The 18,586-nt window shown below is 72.4% G+C and carries 16 protein-coding genes; 10 read left to right on the top strand and 6 right to left on the bottom strand.

The genetic code is table 11. The features are described 5' to 3' along the window. Nucleotides 1-5 precede the first annotated feature (5 nt). Together hrpA and WFI00_RS10535 are read left to right on the top strand one after the other, a co-directional pair. Nucleotides 6-3,890, top strand: a complete 3,885-nt coding sequence (hrpA, locus tag WFI00_RS10540; RefSeq protein WP_336632264.1) for an ATP-dependent RNA helicase HrpA — start codon at nucleotides 6-8, stop codon at nucleotides 3,888-3,890. 199 nt (nucleotides 3,891-4,089) lie between these two features. Beyond that, nucleotides 4,090-5,031 (top strand): quinone oxidoreductase family protein, encoded by a 942-nt coding sequence (locus WFI00_RS10535; protein ID WP_336632263.1) that lies wholly within the window; start codon nucleotides 4,090-4,092, stop codon nucleotides 5,029-5,031. A gap of 38 nt (nucleotides 5,032-5,069) precedes the next feature. Here the strand turns inward: WFI00_RS10535 and WFI00_RS10530 are convergent, their stop codons facing one another. Next, nucleotides 5,070-6,410 carry a M20/M25/M40 family metallo-hydrolase gene (locus tag WFI00_RS10530; protein ID WP_336632262.1) on the bottom strand — a complete coding sequence of 447 codons (1,341 nt, stop codon included), beginning with the start codon at nucleotides 6,408-6,410 and terminating at the stop codon, nucleotides 5,070-5,072. Between the two features lie 84 nt (nucleotides 6,411-6,494). On the opposite strand from WFI00_RS10530, the gene WFI00_RS10525 reads away from it, so the two are divergent. Then, complete coding sequence (locus WFI00_RS10525; protein WP_336632261.1) at nucleotides 6,495-7,493, top strand: Gfo/Idh/MocA family protein; 999 nt, start codon at nucleotides 6,495-6,497, stop codon at nucleotides 7,491-7,493. Between the two features lies 1 nt (nucleotide 7,494). Continuing rightward, nucleotides 7,495-8,379 carry an NYN domain-containing protein gene (locus WFI00_RS10520; protein WP_336632260.1) on the top strand — a complete coding sequence of 295 codons (885 nt, stop codon included), beginning with the start codon at nucleotides 7,495-7,497 and terminating at the stop codon, nucleotides 8,377-8,379. A 78-nt stretch (nucleotides 8,380-8,457) separates the two neighbouring features. On the opposite strand, the gene WFI00_RS10515 is transcribed toward WFI00_RS10520, so the two are convergent. Then, nucleotides 8,458-9,990, bottom strand: a complete 1,533-nt coding sequence (locus WFI00_RS10515; RefSeq protein WP_336632259.1) for a CitMHS family transporter — start codon at nucleotides 9,988-9,990, stop codon at nucleotides 8,458-8,460. A gap of 177 nt (nucleotides 9,991-10,167) precedes the next feature. On the opposite strand from WFI00_RS10515, the gene WFI00_RS10510 reads away from it, so the two are divergent. The 4 genes from WFI00_RS10510 (at nucleotide 10,168) to WFI00_RS10495 (ending at nucleotide 15,056) form a co-directional block, all read left to right on the top strand. Beyond that, on the top strand, nucleotides 10,168-11,868 hold the full coding sequence (locus WFI00_RS10510) for a sensor histidine kinase (protein ID WP_336632258.1): 1,701 nt from the start codon (nucleotides 10,168-10,170) through the stop codon (nucleotides 11,866-11,868). Beyond that, a complete protein-coding gene (locus WFI00_RS10505; protein ID WP_336632257.1) occupies nucleotides 11,865-12,515 on the top strand; it encodes a response regulator in 651 nt (216 codons plus the stop codon). Before WFI00_RS10510 ends, WFI00_RS10505 begins: the two co-directional genes overlap by 4 nt. Nucleotides 12,516-12,582: 67 nt before the next feature. Further along, on the top strand, nucleotides 12,583-13,896 hold the full coding sequence (locus WFI00_RS10500) for a DUF4921 family protein (RefSeq protein WP_336632256.1): 1,314 nt from the start codon (nucleotides 12,583-12,585) through the stop codon (nucleotides 13,894-13,896). Continuing rightward, nucleotides 13,893-15,056, top strand: a complete 1,164-nt coding sequence (locus WFI00_RS10495) for a class I SAM-dependent methyltransferase (RefSeq protein WP_336632255.1) — start codon at nucleotides 13,893-13,895, stop codon at nucleotides 15,054-15,056. Before WFI00_RS10500 ends, WFI00_RS10495 begins: the two co-directional genes overlap by 4 nt. A gap of 45 nt (nucleotides 15,057-15,101) precedes the next feature. On the opposite strand, the gene WFI00_RS10490 is transcribed toward WFI00_RS10495, so the two are convergent. The 3 genes from WFI00_RS10490 to WFI00_RS10480 all read right to left on the bottom strand — a co-directional run bounded on the left by WFI00_RS10490 (nucleotide 15,102) and on the right by WFI00_RS10480 (nucleotide 16,601). Continuing rightward, entirely contained in the window at nucleotides 15,102-15,512 is a 411-nt protein-coding gene (locus tag WFI00_RS10490) for a MarR family winged helix-turn-helix transcriptional regulator (RefSeq protein ID WP_336632254.1), read from the bottom strand. Between the two features lie 116 nt (nucleotides 15,513-15,628). After that, nucleotides 15,629-16,102, bottom strand: coding sequence for a DUF3817 domain-containing protein (locus WFI00_RS10485; RefSeq protein ID WP_336632253.1), 474 nt, complete (start codon nucleotides 16,100-16,102; stop codon nucleotides 15,629-15,631). Between the two features lie 190 nt (nucleotides 16,103-16,292). After that, nucleotides 16,293-16,601, bottom strand: coding sequence for a helix-turn-helix domain-containing protein (locus WFI00_RS10480; RefSeq protein WP_336632252.1), 309 nt, complete (start codon nucleotides 16,599-16,601; stop codon nucleotides 16,293-16,295). 121 nt (nucleotides 16,602-16,722) lie between these two features. Here WFI00_RS10480 and WFI00_RS10475 point away from each other — a divergent pair, with 121 nt between their 5' ends. Both WFI00_RS10475 and WFI00_RS10470 read left to right on the top strand, forming a co-directional pair. Beyond that, complete coding sequence (locus WFI00_RS10475; RefSeq protein WP_336632251.1) at nucleotides 16,723-17,088, top strand: hypothetical protein; 366 nt, start codon at nucleotides 16,723-16,725, stop codon at nucleotides 17,086-17,088. Further along, the gene (locus WFI00_RS10470; RefSeq protein ID WP_336642359.1) at nucleotides 17,085-17,582 is read left to right on the top strand and encodes an ImmA/IrrE family metallo-endopeptidase; all 498 of its coding nucleotides are present in this window, start codon (nucleotides 17,085-17,087) and stop codon (nucleotides 17,580-17,582) included. Before WFI00_RS10475 ends, WFI00_RS10470 begins: the two co-directional genes overlap by 4 nt. A 10-nt stretch (nucleotides 17,583-17,592) precedes the next feature. Here WFI00_RS10470 and nrdF read toward each other — a convergent pair whose 3' ends face one another. Then, on the bottom strand, nucleotides 17,593-18,573 hold the full coding sequence (nrdF, locus tag WFI00_RS10465) for a class 1b ribonucleoside-diphosphate reductase subunit beta (protein WP_336632249.1): 981 nt from the start codon (nucleotides 18,571-18,573) through the stop codon (nucleotides 17,593-17,595). Nucleotides 18,574-18,586 lie beyond the last annotated feature (13 nt).

The following is an 18,586-nucleotide window of genomic DNA, read 5'->3' as shown; positions in this document are numbered from 1 at the left end:
GGGCTATGCCCGCCGTCGTCCCCGTGATCTCCTATCCGCCCGAGCTGCCCGTCAGCGCCGCGCGTGACGAGATCGCGCGCGCGATCTCCGGCCATCAGGTCGTGATCGTGGCCGGCGCGACCGGCTCGGGGAAGACGACCCAGCTGCCGAAGATCTGCCTCGAGCTCGGCCGCACCTCGATCGCGCACACCCAGCCGCGCCGCATCGCCGCCCGGACGATCGCCGAGCGGATCGCGCACGAGCTGCAGGTCCCGCTCGGCGGCGCCGTCGGCTACAAGGTGCGCTTCACCGATCAGGTGTCCGCCGACACCCGGGTGGCGCTGGTCACCGACGGCATCCTGCTGAACGAGATCCACCGCGACCGGCTGCTGCGCCGTTACGACACGATCATCGTCGACGAGGCGCACGAGCGCTCGCTCAACATCGACTTCCTCCTCGGCTACCTCGCCCGCATCCTTCCGGAGCGTCCCGACCTCAAAGTCATCATCACGTCGGCGACGATCGACCCGGAGAGCTTCGCTCGGCACTTCGCGGACTCCTCGGGCGATCCCGCCCCGATCGTCGAGGTGTCCGGGCGCACCTATCCCGTCGAGATCCGGTACCGCGGCTCGACCGATGCGGACGAGCCGGCGGGCGAGGACGACGTCGACGCCCTGGTCGCGGCCCTGCGCGAGCTCGACCGCGAAGCCGACGGCGACGTCCTCGTCTTCCTGCCGGGCGAGGCGGAGATCCGCGACGCGATGGATGCCATCCGCGGCGCCTACGCGAAGGATGCACGCCCCACCGAGGTCCTCCCCCTCTACGGCCGGCTCTCCGCCGCCGAGCAGCACCGCGTGTTCGAGCCGTCCGCCGTGGCGGGGCTGCGCCGCCGGGTGATCCTCGCGACCAACGTCGCCGAGACGAGCCTCACGGTTCCCGGCATCCGCTACGTCGTCGACGCCGGCACCGCGCGGATCTCCCGCTACAGCGCGCGCACGAAGATCCAGCAGCTGCCCATCGAGCCGATCTCGCAGGCGTCGGCGCAGCAGCGCTCGGGTCGAGCGGGACGCACCTCGACCGGCATCGCGATCCGGCTCTACTCCGAGGAGGACTTCCTCGGGCGCCCCGAGTACACCGAGCCCGAGATCCTGCGCACCTCGCTCGCGTCGGTCATCCTGCAGATGCTGTCCCTCGGGTTCGGCGACATCGAGGAGTTCCCGTTCCTCACGCCGCCCGACAGCCGCGGCGTGAAGGCGGCCTTCGACCTGCTCACCGAGCTGCGCGCCGTGGGGCGCGAGCGCCGCCTCACCGGCCTGGGTCGCGAGATCGCCCGGCTTCCGATCGATCCCCGCTTCGCACGGATGATCGTCGAGGCACGCCGCCTGGGCGTCACGGAGCCGGTGCTCGCGATCGTCGCGGGCCTGTCGATCCAGGACGTGCGCGAGCGCCCCTCCGCCGAGGACGCCGCTGCGCGCGAGCGCGCCGACCGCCTGCACGCCCGGTTCGCCGATCCGACGAGCGACTTCCTGACGCTGCTGAACCTCTGGAACCACCTGCGCGAGCAGCAGCGGGAGCTCGGATCGAGCGCGTTCCGGCGGCTGTGCCGTGCCGAGCACCTGAACTACGTGCGCACGCGCGAGTGGTTCGACGTGCACCGCCAACTGCGCCAGCTGACGGCGGCGAAGGGCGACCGGGCGCGTCCCCCCGCGGGCGACGGCGCGGCCGATCCCGCCCTCGTGCACCGGGCGATCCTGGCGGGGCTGCTCTCCCACATCGGCGTGCTCGACACGCGCGCACGTGCCGCGCAGGCGGCGGCACCCAAGGGACGCGCGCCGCTCGCGCAGTACCGCGGTGCCCGCGGGGCGAGCTTCGCGATCTTCCCCGGCTCCGCGCTGCGCAAGGCGTCTCCGGACGCCGTCATGGCCGCCGAGCTCGTCGAGACCTCGCGCCTATTCGCCCGGACGGTCGCCGTCATCGATCCGGCGTGGGCGGAGGAGCCCGCGGGCGACCTCGCGCACCGCAGCCTCAGCGACCCGCACTGGTCGAAGGATGCCGGAGCCGCCGTCGCGGCCGAGAAGGTCACGCTGTTCGGGGTCGAGATCGTGCCCCGTCGGCGGGTGCAGCTCGCCCGCATCGACCAGCCGCTGGCGCGCGAACTGTTCCTGCGCCATGCGCTCGTGGAGGGCGAGTGGAACGTCGCCCACCTCGACAAGAGGCTGACCGCGTTCGAACGGCGGAACCTCGAGCTGCGGCGACGTCTGGAGAAGGTGGAGGAGCGCGAGCGACGTCGCGACATCCTCGTGGGCGACGAGGCGGTGTTCGGGTTCTACGACGCCCGCGTCCCCGCCGAGGTGGTGGACGTCCGCTCGTTCGAGCAGTGGTGGCGCGAGGCATCCGTGCGTGCGCCGCGCCTTCTCGACATGACCGAGGCCGACCTCCTCGATGCATCGTCCCGGTCGGACGAGCGGGACTTCCCGGGGCGCTGGACCCAGGGCGACCAGGTGCTCTCCCTCGCGTACCGGTTCGAGCCGGGGAGCCCCGAGGACGGCGTCAGCGTCGTCGTGCCGCTCCCGCTGCTCGCGTCGCTGCGTCCCGACGGCTTCGACTGGCAGGTGCCCGGGCTCCGGGCCGAGCTGATCACGGCGCTCCTGAAGGCGCTCCCCAAGGCGATCCGGAGACACGTCGTGCCCGCCGCCGACTGGGCGGCCACCCTCGGCGCCGAGCTCGCCGGTGCCGGGCCCGAGGACCATTCCGGCCTCCCGCCGCAGACCCTGCGCGATGCCCTGGCCGCCCGCATCCAGCGCGTGGCCAACCAGCCGGTGCGCACCGACGACTTCGACCTCGGCCGTGTCCCTCCGCACCTGCTCGTGACGTTCCGCGCCGTCGACCAGCGCGGCCGCACGGCGGGAACCTCCCGCGACCTCGGCGACCTCCAGCGTCGGCTGGCCGGTCGCGCCCGCGAGCAGGTGGCGCGGACGCTCGCCCGCCCCGCCGCGGTGGCTGCCGCGCGCACGCCCGACGACGTCGCGGCCGCATCCGTCGCCGTGACCGAGAGGTCGGGCATCACCGGGTGGGACGTGGGCGTGCTGCCGGAGGTCGTCGACACCCGGGTCGCGGGCGGCGTCGTCCGCGGGTACCCCGCGCTCGTCGACGAGAAGGACAGCGTCGCGCTGCGGATCGAGTCGACCCCGGATCGCGCCGCCGACCTCACGCGGGCGGGGGTGCGGCGACTCCTTCTGCTCGCCGTCGCCTCGCCCTCGGCCTACGTCCTCGATCACCTGACCGCCGCGGAGAAGCTGTCGCTCGCCGCGTCCCCGTACCCCTCCGCGAAGGCGCTGATCGAGGATGCCCGTCTCGCCGTCGCCGACGCCGTGATGCAGCGCACGGCGCCGGGCGGCGTGCGCACCCCCGAGCAGTTCGCCGCGGTGCGCGACGCCCTGTCCGCCGTGATCGTGGACGAGCTGTTCCAGGCGGTCTCGCTCACGGCCCGCATCCTGACGCTGCACCGCGACGTCGAACGCGCCGTGAAGGGGCAGAACGCGCTGACCCTCCTCGCGGCGCTCGGCGACGTGAAGGGGCAGCTGGCGGGTCTCGTCTTCCCGGGCTTCGTCTCGCGCACGGGGCTCGAGCGCCTCCGGCACCTGCCGCGCTACCTGCAGGGCGCCCTCGATCGCGTGCGCACGCTGACGGACAATCCCGGCCGCGACCGGCAGCGGATGACGGAGTTCGAGCGCGCCGCCGCACTCTACGCCGACGCGGGCGGGGCGCTCCCCCTGCCGGCGACGTCGCCGCCGTCCCTCGTGCACGCGCGGTGGCTGCTCGAGGAGTTCCGGGTGAGCCTGTTCGCGCAGTCGCTCGGCACCGCCGAGCCCGTCTCCCTCCCCCGCATCACGAAGGCTCTGTCCGCCTGACCCGCCCGCTCACACGCGCCGCCCGCGCCGCCCGCCCGCACGAACTCCGCATCATGGCGCGTACTCCGCACGATCCGCCCCGATGGGTGCGGAGTAGGTGAAGATCTGCGGAGTACGTGCGGGGCCGACGCCGGCCCGGGCGCGCGGCAGGGCCCCTGCGCCCGCGGAATACGGCCCACCGGGTACCGTTGCACTCACCATGAGCACCGCGATCACCTACACCGAGCTCGGCGGACCCGAGGTCCTGACCGTCACCGAGATCGACGTCCCGGCCGTCGGCCCGGGCGAGGTCGCCATCCGGATCGAGGCCGCCGGCGTCAATCCGCTCGACCACAAGCTCCGGTCGGGTCTGCGCCCCTCTCCCCCGATCACGTCGCCGCGCCGTCTGGGCGCGGACGGCGCTGGCATCGTCACCGCGGTCGGCGCGGAGGTGGACGGCTTCCGCGTCGGCGACGCCGTCGTCGTGTTCGGCGCATCGGGCGTGTACGCGAGCGACATCGTGACCACCCCCGAGCACCTCTCCCCGAGGCCGCAGCGGGTGAGCGCGGCGGAGGGCGCGGCCCTCGGCATCCCGGTCGGCACCGCGTACCAGACCGTCCGTTCCCTCGCGGTCGGCCCCCGCGACACCGTCCTCGTCCACGCGGGGTCGGGGTCGGTCGGCCAGTCCGTCATCCAGTTCGCCGTACTGGCCGGCGCCCGGGTGCTCGCGACGACGAGCGAGCGGCGGGCGGAGCGCGTGCGGGCCCTCGGCGGCGAGCCGCTGCCGTACGGCCCCGGCGTCGTCGATCGCGTACACGAGCTCGCCCCGGACGGGGTGAGCGTCGTGATCGATCTCGCCGGAACCGACGAGGCGCTGCAGCAGTCGATCGATCTGCTGCCCGACCGCAGTCGCATCGCGACCCTCGTGCGCGGGGCGGATGCGGCGGGGCTCGGCATCCGCGCCTTCAGCGGCGGCAGCCCCCATCCCCTCACGGCCCAGGAACTGACCTGGCGCGCCGAGGCGATCCCGGTCGCCCTCGCCCTCCTCGCCACCGGCGCCTTCTCGGTCGAGCTCGGCGCGACCTACCCCCTCGCCGAGGCCGCCGAGGCCCACCGCGCGGTCGAGGCCGGGGCCGACGGCAAAGTCGTCCTCGTCCCCTGACCTCAGCTGCTCCTTGACCTCAGCCGGCGCGTAAGAGCTCAGCTCGCGCGCACGAGCGCGGCGTAGAACCCGATCCCCCGCAGCCACACCGAGACCCGGATGCGCTCGTTGTGCGAGTGCAGGGCGTCGCGCTCGGCGCGGGTCAGCCGGAACGGCGCGAACCGGTAGACGTGTGCGCTCACGTCCGTGAACCACCGGCTGTCGCTCGCTCCGAGCTGCAGGTACGGTGCGGTCACGATGTCCTCGCCCAGGCTCGCGCCCACGGCCCCGGCGATCCGCCGCCACGCCTCGCCGCGCCACGGCGAGACCGGTGACGGCTCGGATCCCTGCCGGAGCACGACCTCGATGTCGGGGTCGGCGACCGCCCGGCGCACGTGCGCGACGGCGCCGTCGACCGTGTCGCCGGTCAGCAGGCGGATGTTCACCGCCGCGGTCGCGGTCGTCGCCAGGACGTTCTCACCGGGGGCGCCGGTGAGCTCCGTGACGACGGCGGTCGTGCGCACCATCGCGTTCGTCTCGGCGCCGAAGCGGGGCAGCATCGCCGCCAGGAGCGGACCGGTCACCGCGAGGTGGGCGAACACGTCGCGCAGGGGGCGGCGCGCGTGGGGCGCCATCGTCGCGAACAGGGCGCGTACGGCGGGCGTGAGGCGCGGGGGGAAAGGCCGCCGGTGCAGACGTTCGACGGCGCGGGCGAGACGCACGGTCGCGGGAGTGCGCGGAGGCGTCGAGGCGTGACCGCCGCCCTCCCGGGCGATGAGCTGCACCGTCATCACGCCGCGCTCGGCGACACCGACCATCGCGGTCGGTGCGGCAACCCCCGGCACCGCCCCCTCGACGACGGCGCCGCCCTCGTCCAGCACCAGGGCGGGACGGACGCCGCGCGCGGCGAGGAGCTCGGCGATCGAGCGCGCGCCCCCGCCGGCCGTCTCCTCGTTGTGTCCGAAGGCGAGGTACACGTCCCGCGCCGGGGTGAATCCCTCTCCCAGAAGGCGCTCGACCGCCTCCATGATCGCCACGAGGGCTCCCTTGTCGTCGATGGCGCCGCGGGCGTGCACGGCTGCGTCGGCGCCCTCGCCGACGATCCGCGCCTCGAACGGCGGGTGATCCCACTCGTCGGCGACGACGGGGACGACGTCCATGTGCGCCATCAGCACGAGCGGCGCGGCGCTCTGCGCCCCCGCCCAGCGGTAGAGGAGCGAATGGCCGGCGACGGTCTCGCGCTCCAGCGCCTCGTGCGTCCGCGGATATAGCCTCTCGAGCGTCTCGTGGAACGCGTCGAACGCCGCCACGTCGACGAGCGCCTCATCGACGTGCGAGACCGTGGGGATGCGGAGCAGCTCGCGCAGGCGGTCGAGGGCACCGTCGTCGTCGGGGGTCACCTCGACAGCCTACGCGCGTCGGCTGCACCACGACGCGGCCGCACACCGCGCCGGAGAAGCCGGGGACGGCCGTAGGCTCGAGGCATGACCGCGACCTCCGCATCCCCGGTTCGCTGGGGCATCCTCGCCACGGGCGGCATCGCCCACGCCTTCGCCCACGACCTGCGCACCGCCGGTCTCGAGATCGCCGCCGTCGGTTCGCGGACCCTCGAGTCCGCCCGGGAGTTCGCCGCGGAGTACGACATCCCGCACGCGCACGGATCGTACGAGGAGCTCGTCGCCGACCCCGACGTCGACATCGTCTACATCGCCTCGCCGCACAGCCACCACCGCGCCCACGCGGTGCTCGCGCTGGAGGCGGGGCGGCACGTCCTCATCGAGAAGGCCGTCACCCTCGACGCGGAGGAGGCGGAGGCGATCCGCGACGCCGCCGCCGCGCGCGGCCTGCTCGCCATGGAGGCCATGTGGACCCGGTACCTGCCGCACATGGCCCGCATCCGCGAGCTGATCGCGGAGGGGGCGCTGGGCGAGGTCCGCGCGGTGGTCGCCGACCACAATCAGTCGCTGCCGACCGATCCCGACCACCGGCTGAACGCGCTCGCGCTCGGCGGCGGCGCGCTTCTGGACCTGGGCATCTACCCGGTCTCGTTCGCCGTGGACATCCTCGGCCCGATCGACACCGTCCGGGCGGTCGGGCGCCTGGGATCGACGGGCGCCGACACCGAGGTCGCGATCGCCCTCGCGCACAGCGGCGGAGCCGTCTCGTCCCTCATGACGAGCTCCCGCGCCTCCGGCCCCAACATCGCCCACATCGTCGGCACCGAGGGCCGGATCGACATCGACGCGGTCTGGTACACGCCCACGTCCTTCCGCCTCACGGGCGCCGACGGCACGGTCCGCGAGGAGTACGTCTCCGAGATCACGGGTCGGGGGATGCAGTACCAGGCGCTGTACGCGGAGCAGCTGATCCGGGACGGGCGCACCGACAGCGAGCTGCTGCCCTTCGCCGACTCGGTCGCGATCATGCGCGCCCTCGACGAGATCCGCGCCCAGGTCGGCGTGATCTACCCGGCGGAGCGCTGACATGCCCGATCTGCAGAGCGCGCGGGTGGCGGTCTACCTCGACTTCGACAACATCGTGATGAGCTGGTACGACCGCGTCCACGGACGCAACGCGTACGCGGGCGACCGGCAGAAGATCATCGCCGACCCCGACGAGCCCGAGATCGCGCGTCGCCTCAAAGAGGCCACGATCGACGTCGGCGCGATCATCGACTACGCGGCGTCCTTCGGCACGCTCGTCCTCACGCGCGCGTACGCGGACTGGTCCTCGCCGGTCAACGCGCTCTACCGCTCCCAGCTCGTGGCCCGCGCGGTGGACCTCGTGCAGCTGTTCCCCGCCGCGGCGTACGCGAAGAACGGCGCGGACATCCGCCTCGCCGTCGACACGGTGGAGGACATGTTCCGCCTGCCCGACCTGACCCACGTGGTGATCGTCGCGGGCGACAGCGACTACGTCCCGTTGGCTCAGCGGTGCAAGCGGCTGGGACGCTTCGTCGTCGGGGTCGGCGTCGCCGGGTCGACCGCGAAGTCGCTCGCGGCGGCCTGCGACCAGTTCGACGCCTACGACTCGCTGCCGGGCGTCATCCCGCCGGCTCCGGCGTCGCAGAAGAAGGCGGAGCCGGGCGCGGCGTCGACCACCTCGTCGCGCCGGCGCAAGAAGGTCGAGGACCCGACCGCGGAGCTGCTGAGCCGGGCGCTGCGCCTCGAGCAGGAGCGCACCGACGAGGAGTGGGTGCACCTGTCGGCGGTGAAGAACCTCCTGAAGCGGATGGATCCGTCCTTCAGCGAGAAGGGCCTGGGGCACCGCTCCTTCTCCGACTTCGTCAAGGCGCACCCCACCGTCGCCGACATCGACGAGACGACGAACATCGTGCGCGTGCGCCTGCACGCGGGCGACGCCGCCTGAGCGCTCCGCGACACCGACGAGGGGGTGGATGCCCGGGCATCCACCCCCTCGCGCGTGATCGCGACGCTCCGCCCGCTCTCAGGCCGCGAAGGGCACGACTCCGATCAGCACGCCCACGGCGAGCATCGCGAGCGAGACGATCGTCGCGCGCCAGAGCACCTTCTTGTGGTGGTCCCCCAGGTTGACGTTCGCGAGCGAGACGAGCAGCAGGATCGCCGGGACGAGCGGGCTCTGCAGGTGGACGGGCTGACCGGTGATCGATGCCCGCGCCATCTCGACGGGCTCGATGCCGAAGTGCGCGGCGCTCTCGGCGAGCACGGGCAGGATGCCGAAGTAGAACGCGTCGTTCGACATGAAGAACGTGAACGGGATCGACAGGATGCCGGTGATCACCGCGAGGTACGGGCCCATCGCGTCGGGGATGACCGTCGTGATCCACGACGCCATCGCCGTCACCATCCCGGTGCCGCCCAGCACGCCCACCAGCACTCCCGCGGCGAGCACCATCGAGACCACCCCCACGATGGAGGGCGCGTGGGCGACGATCTCGTCGGCCTGCGACTTCAGCTTGGGGAAGTTGATCACGAGGGCGAGCGCCGCACCGACCATGAAGACGTACGCGAGAGGGAACAGATCGAGCACGAGCAGCACCATGACCGCGACCGTCAGCACGAGGTTCACCCAGATCAGGCGGGGGCGCAGCGTCGCCCGGCCGGGGTCGAGCATCGTGTCGGCCATCGCGGTGTCTGCGGCGTCGACCAGCTGCGCGGCGGCGACGGCGTCGCGCCCGCCCCGCACCGTCACGAGGTTGCCGGTGCGCAGCGAGGCGGCCGCTCCGGGCTTCGTCTCGGCGCCGCGGAACAGCCGCGGTCCCGCGAGCGGGCCCTCCCCGCTCGCGGTGAGCCGTGAGGTGTCGATCGAGCCGGCCAGCCGTCGGCGCTCGCCGAGGCCGAGGAACCACGCGAAGGTCAGCGAGATGACGAGCCCGGCGGCGAGGGAGGGCAGCATCGGCACGAAGATGTCCGTCGGCTGGAGGCTGAGCGCGGTCGCCGCGCGCACCGTCGGGCCGCCCCACGGGACGATGTTCAGCGTGCCGTTCATGAGGCCCGCGACGCACGTGAGGACGACGGGGCTCATGCCGAGGCGCAGGTAGATGGGCAGCATGGCCGAGGTCGTGATGATGAACGTCGTCGATCCGTCGCCGTCGAGGGACACCGCCCCCGCGAGGATCGCGGTGCCGAGGACCACCTTCGCGGGGTCGTCGCCGAGCACGCGGGTGATGACGCGGATGAGCGGATCGAACAGGCCGACGTCGATCATGATGCCGAAGTACATGATCGCGAACATCAGCAGCGCCGCGGTGGGGGCCATCTTGCCGATCGCGTCGATGATCATGTCGCCGAGGCCGAACCCGGCTCCGGCGAACAGGCCGAACACCGTCGGCACGAGGATCAGGGCGACCATGGGCGTCAGCCGACGCGTCATGATCAGCGCCATGAAGGTGAGCACCATCGTGAACCCGAGGATGACGAGCACGCCGTCCGAGGGGGTGAAGGCGACGTCGTAGCCGTCTTCGGCGGCCGCTGCCAGCAGCGCGATCGTGGGGGACATCCGTCGACTCCTTCGTCCGTTCCCCTCCGGCTCGTACCGGCGGGGGCTCCTCCGCGGTGAGGAGCGCTGCGGGCGAATCTAGAGCGCGCATCGCCGGCGCGCGCGGTATCTCGCATTCCGTCGCGTTCTGCGCGTACGGTTGGTTGCGCTCATTGTGCTCATCGACGGAGGGATGCCATGCGGTTCGCCACCCGGGTGCTCCTGCTCCAGCTCGCGACGGTGGTCGCCGTGGTCGCCGTCAGCTCGGTGGTCTTCCTGCTCCTCGGGGTGCAGCAGCTGCGCGAGGAGGCGGAGGGCGCCGCGCTGAACATCGCGCGGACGATCGCAGCCGACCCGGAGGTGCGCGCGGAGGTGGCCGCCTCGTCCGCCGACCCCGCCCCGCCCCGACCCGCCGATCTGCGCGACGGCCCCCTGCAGGCGTACGCGCAGCAGATCGGGGCGCGTACCGGGACCCTGTTCGTCGTGATCACCGACGATCGCGGCATCCGACTCGCCCACCCCGACGACGACCTGCTCGGTCTGCAGGTGAGCACCGACTACCGCGATGTGCTCGCGGGCAACGAGGTCGTCACGTGGGAGCGCGGCACCCTCGGGGTGTCGGCGCGTGCGAAGGTCCCGATCTACCCGCCGAGCCACTCGTCGGCGGATCGCGACGACGCCCCGGCCGTGGGCGAGGTGAGCGTCGGATTCGAGCCGGCCAGCGTCTTCGACGACCTGCCGCGGCTCGTGCTCGCCATCATCGGCATCGCCGCCGTGGCGCTCGCGATCGGCGCCCTCGCCTCGTTCCTGCTGCGCCGCCGGTGGGAACGGCTCACGCTCGGACTGCAGCCGGAGGAGCTCGTCGCGCTGCTGCAGAACCAGTCCGCCGTGCTGGACGGGGTCGGCGACGGCGTGGTGGCGGTCGACCCGGACGGCGTCGTCCGGGTGTGCAACGGCACGGCCGCGGAGCTCCTCGGCATCGGCGACCCGATCGGGCGTCCGCTGGACGGCCTCGGGCTCCCGCCCCTCGTCGTCGATGCCGTCCGCAACGGCACCGCACGCGACGGGGTCGTCGTCGACGGCCGCGTCGTCTTCGTGGACTCGCGCCCGGTGCGCCGCGACGGCAGACCGATCGGCGACGTGCTCATCGTGCGGGACCGCACGGCGCTCGTCGCCCTGACGGAGCGGCTCGAGTCGGTCCGTGCGATGACGGGCGCCCTGCGCGTCCAGCGGCACGAGTTCGGCAACCGCCTGCACGTCGCCGCGGGCCTGCTCGACGCCGGCCGCACCGACGAGGTGCGCGCGTTCCTCGCCGACCAGCTGGCCCGCGGACCGGTGGATGCGCCGGTGCCGCACCTGGACCTCATCACCGACGCCGTCCTGCAGGCGATCGTCGGCGCGAAGGGCATCGAGGCGGGCGAGCGCGGGGTCGCGCTCGCCGTGGCATCCGACAGCATGCTGTGGCGCCCCGTCGTCGACACCGAGGACGTCGCGGCCGTGCTCGGCAACCTCGTCGACAACGCCGTCTCCGCCGCCGTGCGCGGCGCCGAGCCGCGCGAGGTCGTCGTCGGCTGCTACGGCGACGACGCGGCGCTCGTCCTCACGGTCGCCGACTCGGGGCGCGGCATCGAGGTCCTCGACCCGTTCGCCGCGCCGGCCACGGCGGACGACCCCGACCGCCCGCACGGCTGGGGCATCGGGCTGCGGCTCTCACGGGAGCTCGCCCGTCGCCGGGGCGGGGACCTGTGGGTCATCGACCGCGGCGGCCAGGGCTCGGGCGCGGTGTTCGGTGCGCGGCTCGAGGGCGTCCTCGGCGCCGAGCCCGAGTCACCCGCCGTCGACTCGTCCGCCGGACCCGCTTCCGACCTCGACCCCGAACCCGATCAGGAGATCCGATGACCCGACCTCTGCGCGTCCTCGTCGTCGACGACGACTTCCGCGTGAGCGGACTGCACCGCGACATCGTCGCCGAGCATCCGTCGCTGCACGCCCTCGACCCCGCGCGGACCCTCGGCGAGGCGGCCGCCGCCGTGCGCGCCCACGAGCCCGACCTGATGCTCGTCGACGCCTACCTCCCCGACGGGGACGGCATCGCCTTCGTCCGCGGTCTCGACATCGACGCCTTCGTCCTCTCCGCGGCGACCGATGCCGCCACCGTGCGCCGCGCGCTGCGGGCGGGGGCGCTCGGGTATCTCATCAAGCCGTTCGAGAAGCGCGAGCTCACCGAGCGGCTGGACCGCTACGTGCGCTACCGCAATCTCCTCGGCGGCGACCGCGACCTGCGCCAGGACGACCTCGATCGCGCCGCCGCCGTGCTCGGCGGCGCGACGACGTCGGTGTCGCGGTCCGCCACCGAGCAGCTCATCCTCACCGCGCTCGGCGACGGCGAGGCGTCCTCGAGCGAGGTCGCCGACCGCGCGGGCATCTCCCGCGCGACGGCTCAGCGGCACCTGTCCGCCCTCGCCGCGCGCGGGCAGATCGGCGTGCGGCTCCGGTACGGCACGACCGGCCGTCCCGAGCACCTCTACGCGCTCGCCGCGCGCTGAGGGTCGCCCCCATCCCCGGGGCATCCCCCCGCGGACCGTTCCGCGCCCCGCCGGATAGGCTGGACCCGTGAGCGATGGTGCGAGATCCCCGATCCGACGGATGCCCGACGGCACCGTCAAGCAGATCGGTCCGCTCACCGGGACCCGCGTCTGGACCGTCCCGGGGCGGGCCGGCCGCCCTCTCGAGGCGCCGCGGGAGGACCCGCGTCCGCTGCACCCCGGAGAGTCCGCGCGGCTGTGCGCGTTCTGCTCCGACCGCTATCTCGAGACGACCCCCGAGAAGGCGCGACTGGTCGGACCCGACTACGTCGAGCGTCGCCACGTGCCTGCGGCCGAGCTGTCGCACTCCGTCGCGGAGTTTCGCCGGTTCGGGAACCTGTTCGAGATCGTGTCGGCCGAGTACTGGCGCGAGAACCACGGATTCCGCCAGCCCTCGTCCGTCGTCGAATGGGCCCAGGAGTACCTCTCCACCTCCGAGGGGCGCACCCACATCTCCGCGCTCGCCGAGATCCGCGCCGCGGCGACGGGGACGGAGGTCTCCCTCGAGGAGGCGGCCCTCGATCTGCTCGGCGGGTCGCACGACGTCATCGTGTCGCGCCGGCACGTCGTCGACGGGGCCCGCACCGACGACGAGCTCGCATCGTCGGGCACACTGACGCCCGACGAGCACGCCGCGTACACGGCTTTCACGGTCCAGGCCCTGGCCGAGATCCAGGCCGCACAGCCCCATGCCGCGTACGTCGCCGTGTTCCAGAACTGGCTGCGCCCCGCCGGGGCATCCTTCGAGCACCTGCACAAGCAGCTCGTCGCCGTCGACGAGCACGGGCCCCAGGTCGACCACGAGCTGCGCCTGCTCTCCCACGACCGCGGGCTGTACCAGCACGAGATCGCCGACCTCGCCGTCTCCGAGCGTCTCCTCGTCGCGGCGACCGACGGCGCCGTCGCCTTCGCGGGGATCGGGCACCGCTGGCCGGCGTTCGAGGTCTACTCCACCTCCGAGGCCAACCTGCCGCAGGAGCACGATGCGGCCGGGGTGCGTGCCGTGTCCGACCTCGTCCACGCCCTGCACGCCGCCACGGGTCCGCTCGTGCCGACCAACGAGGAATGGCACTACCGCCCGCCCGGCGCACCGTGGCCGATGCCCTGGCGGGTGGTGCTGAAGTGGCGGATCTCCACACCGGCAGGCTTCGAAGGCGGGACGAAGATCTACGTCAACACGATCGACCCGTGGGAGCTGCGCCGTCGCGCGGTGGACTCCCTCCGCAGCCTCCGGGCCGACGGACGGCTGGCGCCCGGCATCCGGATCGGCGACGAGTGCGTCGCCGCGGATGCGCATCTGCGCTACGCCGAGGCGCCGCTCGACGTTCCGGGCCGCAGGTGAGCTTCCCGTTCGAGACCCTCCGTCGGGCCCCCGACGTCGATGGGCCGGGGCTCGTGGCCGTCGACGCCGCCGACCGGCTCATCCTCGACGAGTCGCGGGACGCGCGACTCGCCGCTCGCCCCGAGGACCTCGTCGTCATCGGTGACGCGTACGGCGCGCTCGCGCTCGGGGCGGCGTGGGAGGCGACCGGCGGCGGAGCGATCCGCGTCCACCAGGACGCCCTCACCGGCGAACGCGCGCTCGCGCAGAACGCGACGCGGCTCGACCGCGAGGCTCCCGGGCTGTCGCGGCGCGTCGAGACCCGGCCGACCCTCGACGCCGACCTCGTGCGCGGAGCGCGGATCGTGCTGCTGCGGCTGCCGCGCTCGCTCGACGCGCTGCGCGACATCGCGGGCCTCATCGCGGCGCACGCCGACCCCTCGGTCGTCTTCTACGCGGGCGGTCGCCTCAAGCACATGAGCGTCGCGATGAACGACGTCCTCGGCGCGTCCTTCGCGCGGGTCGACGTCACGCACGCGCGGCAGAAGTCGCGCGTGCTCGTCGCCCGCGGCGCTCGGGACGGACGCGATCCCCGGCCCGACGCGGCCACCGTGCACGCCGCCGGACCGATCGAGCTGGAGGTGCGGGCCTTCGGCGGCGCGTTCGGCGGGGCGCGACTCGACCCGGGGACGCGCCTGCTCCTGGAACACCTCCCCCCGCCGGCGTCCTCGACGGCGGGTACGGCGGACGACCCGCTGCTCGACCTCGCGTGCGGCACGGGACTCATCGGCGCGTGGCTCGCCCGGCGCCATCCGTCGGCCCACGTCTGGTCCTCCGACCAGTCCGCGGTCGCGGTCGCCTCCGCGCAGGCGACCGCCGCCGCGAACGGCGTGGCCGACCGGATGCGGATCGTCCGGGACGACGCCCTGTCGGCTCGCCCCGGCGCCGCCGCCTCGTTCATCACGCTGAACCCGCCGTTCCACTCGGGCGCCGCCGTGACGGACCGGATCGCGCCGCACCTGTTCGCCGACGCCGGGCGCGTGCTGCGCCCCGGCGGCGAGCTCTGGTGCGTGTGGAACTCGCCGCTCGCCTACCGCCCGGTCCTCGAGCGCCTGGTGGGACCGACCCGGCAGGTGGCGCGCGATCCGCGCTTCACGGTGACCGTCTCCATCCGCCGCTGACCCTCCTACGCCCCGAGCGGGGCCGTCCGCCGCGGTGACGACGGATCAGACGATGCCGGCGCGGATGCCGTCCAGCGAGGCGGCGACGTGGGGAAGACGCTGTGACAGGGCGCTGTCGAGTTCGAAGAGCCGCTCGCGCGCATCCTGTAGCACGCGGCTGCCCTTCGCCGTGACGTTCAGGTCGCTCGCCGCCCCGGCGTGCGCCGTCGCGTCCTCGACGAGGCCCTCGTCGACGAGCGCGCGGACGGCGGTGTGCGCCGACTGGACCGTGATGTGGGAGCGGCGCGCCAGCTCGGAGAACGAGATCCCCGGCTCCGCGTAGATGTGACCGAGCAGACCGAACTTGCGCGTCGTGATCCCGAGGTCCTTCAGGATGGCCGACAGCTGCCCCTCCCACATCGCCGACACCGCGAGCAACGCGATGACGGGGCTGAAACGAGGGGCGTCCTGACTCATGCGCCAATGTTAGCGAGGCGGCACGGCACTGCGCGGTCCGGCACCCCGTGATTGCGCCGACGCAGCCCGAGCCCGGGCGTCCGGGTCGTCCGGGTCGCGGGCGGGCCGGTCCTCGATCAGTGCGACCCGCCGGGAGGGCCGCTGAGCAGCAGCACGACGAACAAGCCCGCCACGGCGACGAGGATCGCGAGGACGAGCACCCACGGGCGACGCAGGAACCACGCGAGCGGGCGGTCGTACCAGCGCGCGTCGCCGGTCGCCGCCCCGGGCGCCGCAGGCTCGGTGCGCCACGTCCCGTCGAGCAGCCCGCGGCGGTGGAGCCAGATCTCCGCCGGGACGGTCGCGTACGGCACGATCGCCGAGACGAGGGCCAGGACGGTCGGGAGGGCGCGCCAGCGGTTGTTGAGCGCGACCAGCACGACGGTCGCGCCGTAGGAGAGGAAGACGAAGCCGTGGATCCCGCCGGCGATCGTCACGGCGGGCGCCCAGCCCGTCGCCGCGCGGGCGATGAGAGCGGCGATGAGCAGCGTCCACGATACGGCTTCGGCGAACGCGAGGGAGCGGAAAAGGGTGAGGGGATGTCTGAGCACTCCTTCAACATAACTGAAGGAGGGCGGCGCGGATGACTCCGATCCCACCCACCGCCCCCAGCGCGACCCGATGCGCGCGGAGGGGTGGGCGGAAGGGACCCGTCGGGGGCTCGACGTTGGGGGTCGTCTCGCTGCTGGGGTCAGCCGCCCCCGACGGGTGTCTAGAGGGGGCCGAGAGTGGCCCTGTCGCTCACCATCGGACCCCGATCGTCTCGGAGCTCTCGTCGACCGGGTCGACCTCGCGGCGGAGATCCACCGCCCGCTCCCGCATGAGCTCGGCACGCGAGACGCCGAGCCACCGCGCGACCGCGTCCGTCTCGTTGAGGGAGAAGTCCAGATCGCCGGACAGCCGGCGCGACGCCGCCCTCGGGCCGATATGAAGGACACGAGCGAGGTCCTTGCTCGTGAGACGTCGCACCGCGAGTTCGGCTCGGATGTTCGCGGCAACGTGTTCAGCCAACGTGGACGTCGATCGCGGGATCGTCGGCTCCTGGCTCATACCGCCATTATGCGTCTAAATAGAGATTCCTGTCAACGGCTATACAGACGCTTCACAGTCATAATAAACTCACACGCGTCCATGTTTGACGTGATGCGGCGAAGCGGATACGTTACGTGTCGTGGGTAGACAAGCAGAGCCGGCTCCCGGAGAGTTCGCACGAGCCGTGTCCCGGGAGTTCCGTCGCGAGGCCGGCGACCGGCGATTGTCCGGACGCAAGATCGCCGCGGCGATCGAGAAGTCGGAGAAGTACGTCCGCGAACGACTCGCGGACGCGCACTCCTTCACACTCAACGACGTCGAGAAGTTCGCCGACTTCATCGGCTACTCCCCCGAGCAGTTCGTCGCACGCATCGAACGTGACCTCGTCACCGACGCCGAGATCGTCCGCCTCGATCCCCGACGCCATGTCACACCCCCGGCGCAGGATGGACTCGACACCGTCGCTCGCCCCACCGACCCGGAGCCTGAAGAAGACCAGCCATGACCCCGATCGATCGTCGCCTCGCCGAGCTGGCGGCTCAGGCGGGCGTGACGATCGAGGAGGTGTTCCTGCCCGGACGCGACGGCGACTATCAGCACGCCCGGCGGCTCATCCGACTGCGGCCGGGGATGACCGCGCGTCGGCACCGTTCCGTGCTGGCGCACGAGCTCGCGCACTGCGCGTACGGAGACGTCCCCTCCTCATCCCCCCACGTCACGGCCAAACAGGAACGGCGGGCGGACGAGTGGGCCGCGCTACGGCTCATCGATCCCGAGCAGTACCGGCTCGTGGAGCGCCTCCACAGCGGCCATCCCGGCGGAATGGCCCTCGAGCTCGGCGTCCTCCGCAGCATCCTGGACGCGTACGCCCGCGTCCTCGCCCGCGGCGTCGCGCTCACCGCGTTCCGCGAGACCGCGGACACGACGACGGCCCCCGGTGGACCGCTCGCGGTGAGCGTTCGACCGGGGGCCGTCGGGTGTCAGCGCAACTCGCTCTGACCTGAGATTTCTAGAAGTCCCAGTCGTCGTCCTCGGTCGCGACGGCCTTGCCGATGACGTACGACGAGCCCGACCCCGAGAAGAAGTCGTGGTTCTCGTCCGCGTTCGGCGAGAGCGCCGACAGGATCGCCGGGTTCACGTTCGTCACCTGCGAGGGGAACATCGCCTCGTAGCCGAGGTTCATGAGCGCCTTGTTGGCGTTGTAGTGCAGGAACTTCTTCACGTCCTCGGTCAGGCCGATGCCGTCGTAGAGGTCCTGCGTGTACTGCACCTCGTTGTCGTAGAGCTCGTACAGCAGCGAGAAGGTGTAGTCCTTCAACTCGTCGCGCTCGGGCTGCGTGAGCTTCTCGAGCCCCTTCTGGAACTTGTAGCCGATGTAGTAGCCGTGCACGGCCTCGTCGCGGATGATGAGGCGGATGATGTCGGCCGTGTTCGTGAGCTTCGCCTTGCTCGACCAGTACAGCGGCAGGTAGAAGCCCGAGTAGAACAGGAACGACTCGAGCAGCGTCGAGGCGACCTTGCGCTTCAGAGGCTCGTCGCCACGGTAGTAGTCCATGACGATGTGGGCCTTCTTCTGCAGGTTCGGGTTCTCCACCGACCAGCGGAACGCGTCGTCGATCTCCGGCGTCGAGCAGAGCGTCGAGAAGATCGATGAATAGCTCTTCGCGTGCACCGACTCCATGAAGGCGATGTTCGTGTACACGGCCTCCTCGTGCGGGGTGATCGCGTCGGGGATGAGCGAGACCGCACCCACGGTGCCCTGGATCGTGTCGAGGAGCGTGAGCCCGGTGAACACCCGCATCGTGGTGGTCTGCTCCTCGGGGGTGAGCGTCGCCCACGACTGGATGTCGTTGGACAGCGGCACCTTCTCGGGCAGCCAGAAGTTGTTCACGAGGCGGTTCCACACCTCGAGGTCCTTGTCGTCCTGGATGCGGTTCCAGTTGATCGCCTGGACGTGGTCGATGAGCTTGAGCGGCTCGGACGGAGTCATGTTCTCTTCCTAA

The organism is Microbacterium sp. MMO-56 (assembly GCF_037146215.1).
In the GTDB taxonomy this organism is placed as follows: Bacteria; Actinomycetota; Actinomycetes; order Actinomycetales; family Microbacteriaceae; genus Microbacterium.
This window is presented reverse-complemented; position numbering and strand designations above follow the sequence as displayed.

Coding starts and splice junctions, on each gene's coding strand:
- hrpA (WP_336632264.1), top strand. CDS start 6: ATGCCCGCCGTCGTCCCCGTGATCTCCTATCCGCCCGAGCTGCCCGTC.
- WFI00_RS10535 (WP_336632263.1), top strand. CDS start 4,090: ATGAGCACCGCGATCACCTACACCGAGCTCGGCGGACCCGAGGTCCTG.
- WFI00_RS10525 (WP_336632261.1), top strand. CDS start 6,495: ATGACCGCGACCTCCGCATCCCCGGTTCGCTGGGGCATCCTCGCCACG.
- WFI00_RS10520 (WP_336632260.1), top strand. CDS start 7,495: ATGCCCGATCTGCAGAGCGCGCGGGTGGCGGTCTACCTCGACTTCGAC.
- WFI00_RS10515 (WP_336632259.1), bottom strand. CDS start 9,990: ATGTCCCCCACGATCGCGCTGCTGGCAGCGGCCGCCGAAGACGGCTAC.
- WFI00_RS10510 (WP_336632258.1), top strand. CDS start 10,168: ATGCGGTTCGCCACCCGGGTGCTCCTGCTCCAGCTCGCGACGGTGGTC.
- WFI00_RS10505 (WP_336632257.1), top strand. CDS start 11,865: ATGACCCGACCTCTGCGCGTCCTCGTCGTCGACGACGACTTCCGCGTG.
- WFI00_RS10490 (WP_336632254.1), bottom strand. CDS start 15,512: ATGAGTCAGGACGCCCCTCGTTTCAGCCCCGTCATCGCGTTGCTCGCG.
- WFI00_RS10480 (WP_336632252.1), bottom strand. CDS start 16,601: ATGAGCCAGGAGCCGACGATCCCGCGATCGACGTCCACGTTGGCTGAA.
- WFI00_RS10470 (WP_336642359.1), top strand. CDS start 17,085: ATGACCCCGATCGATCGTCGCCTCGCCGAGCTGGCGGCTCAGGCGGGC.
- nrdF (WP_336632249.1), bottom strand. CDS start 18,573: ATGACTCCGTCCGAGCCGCTCAAGCTCATCGACCACGTCCAGGCGATC.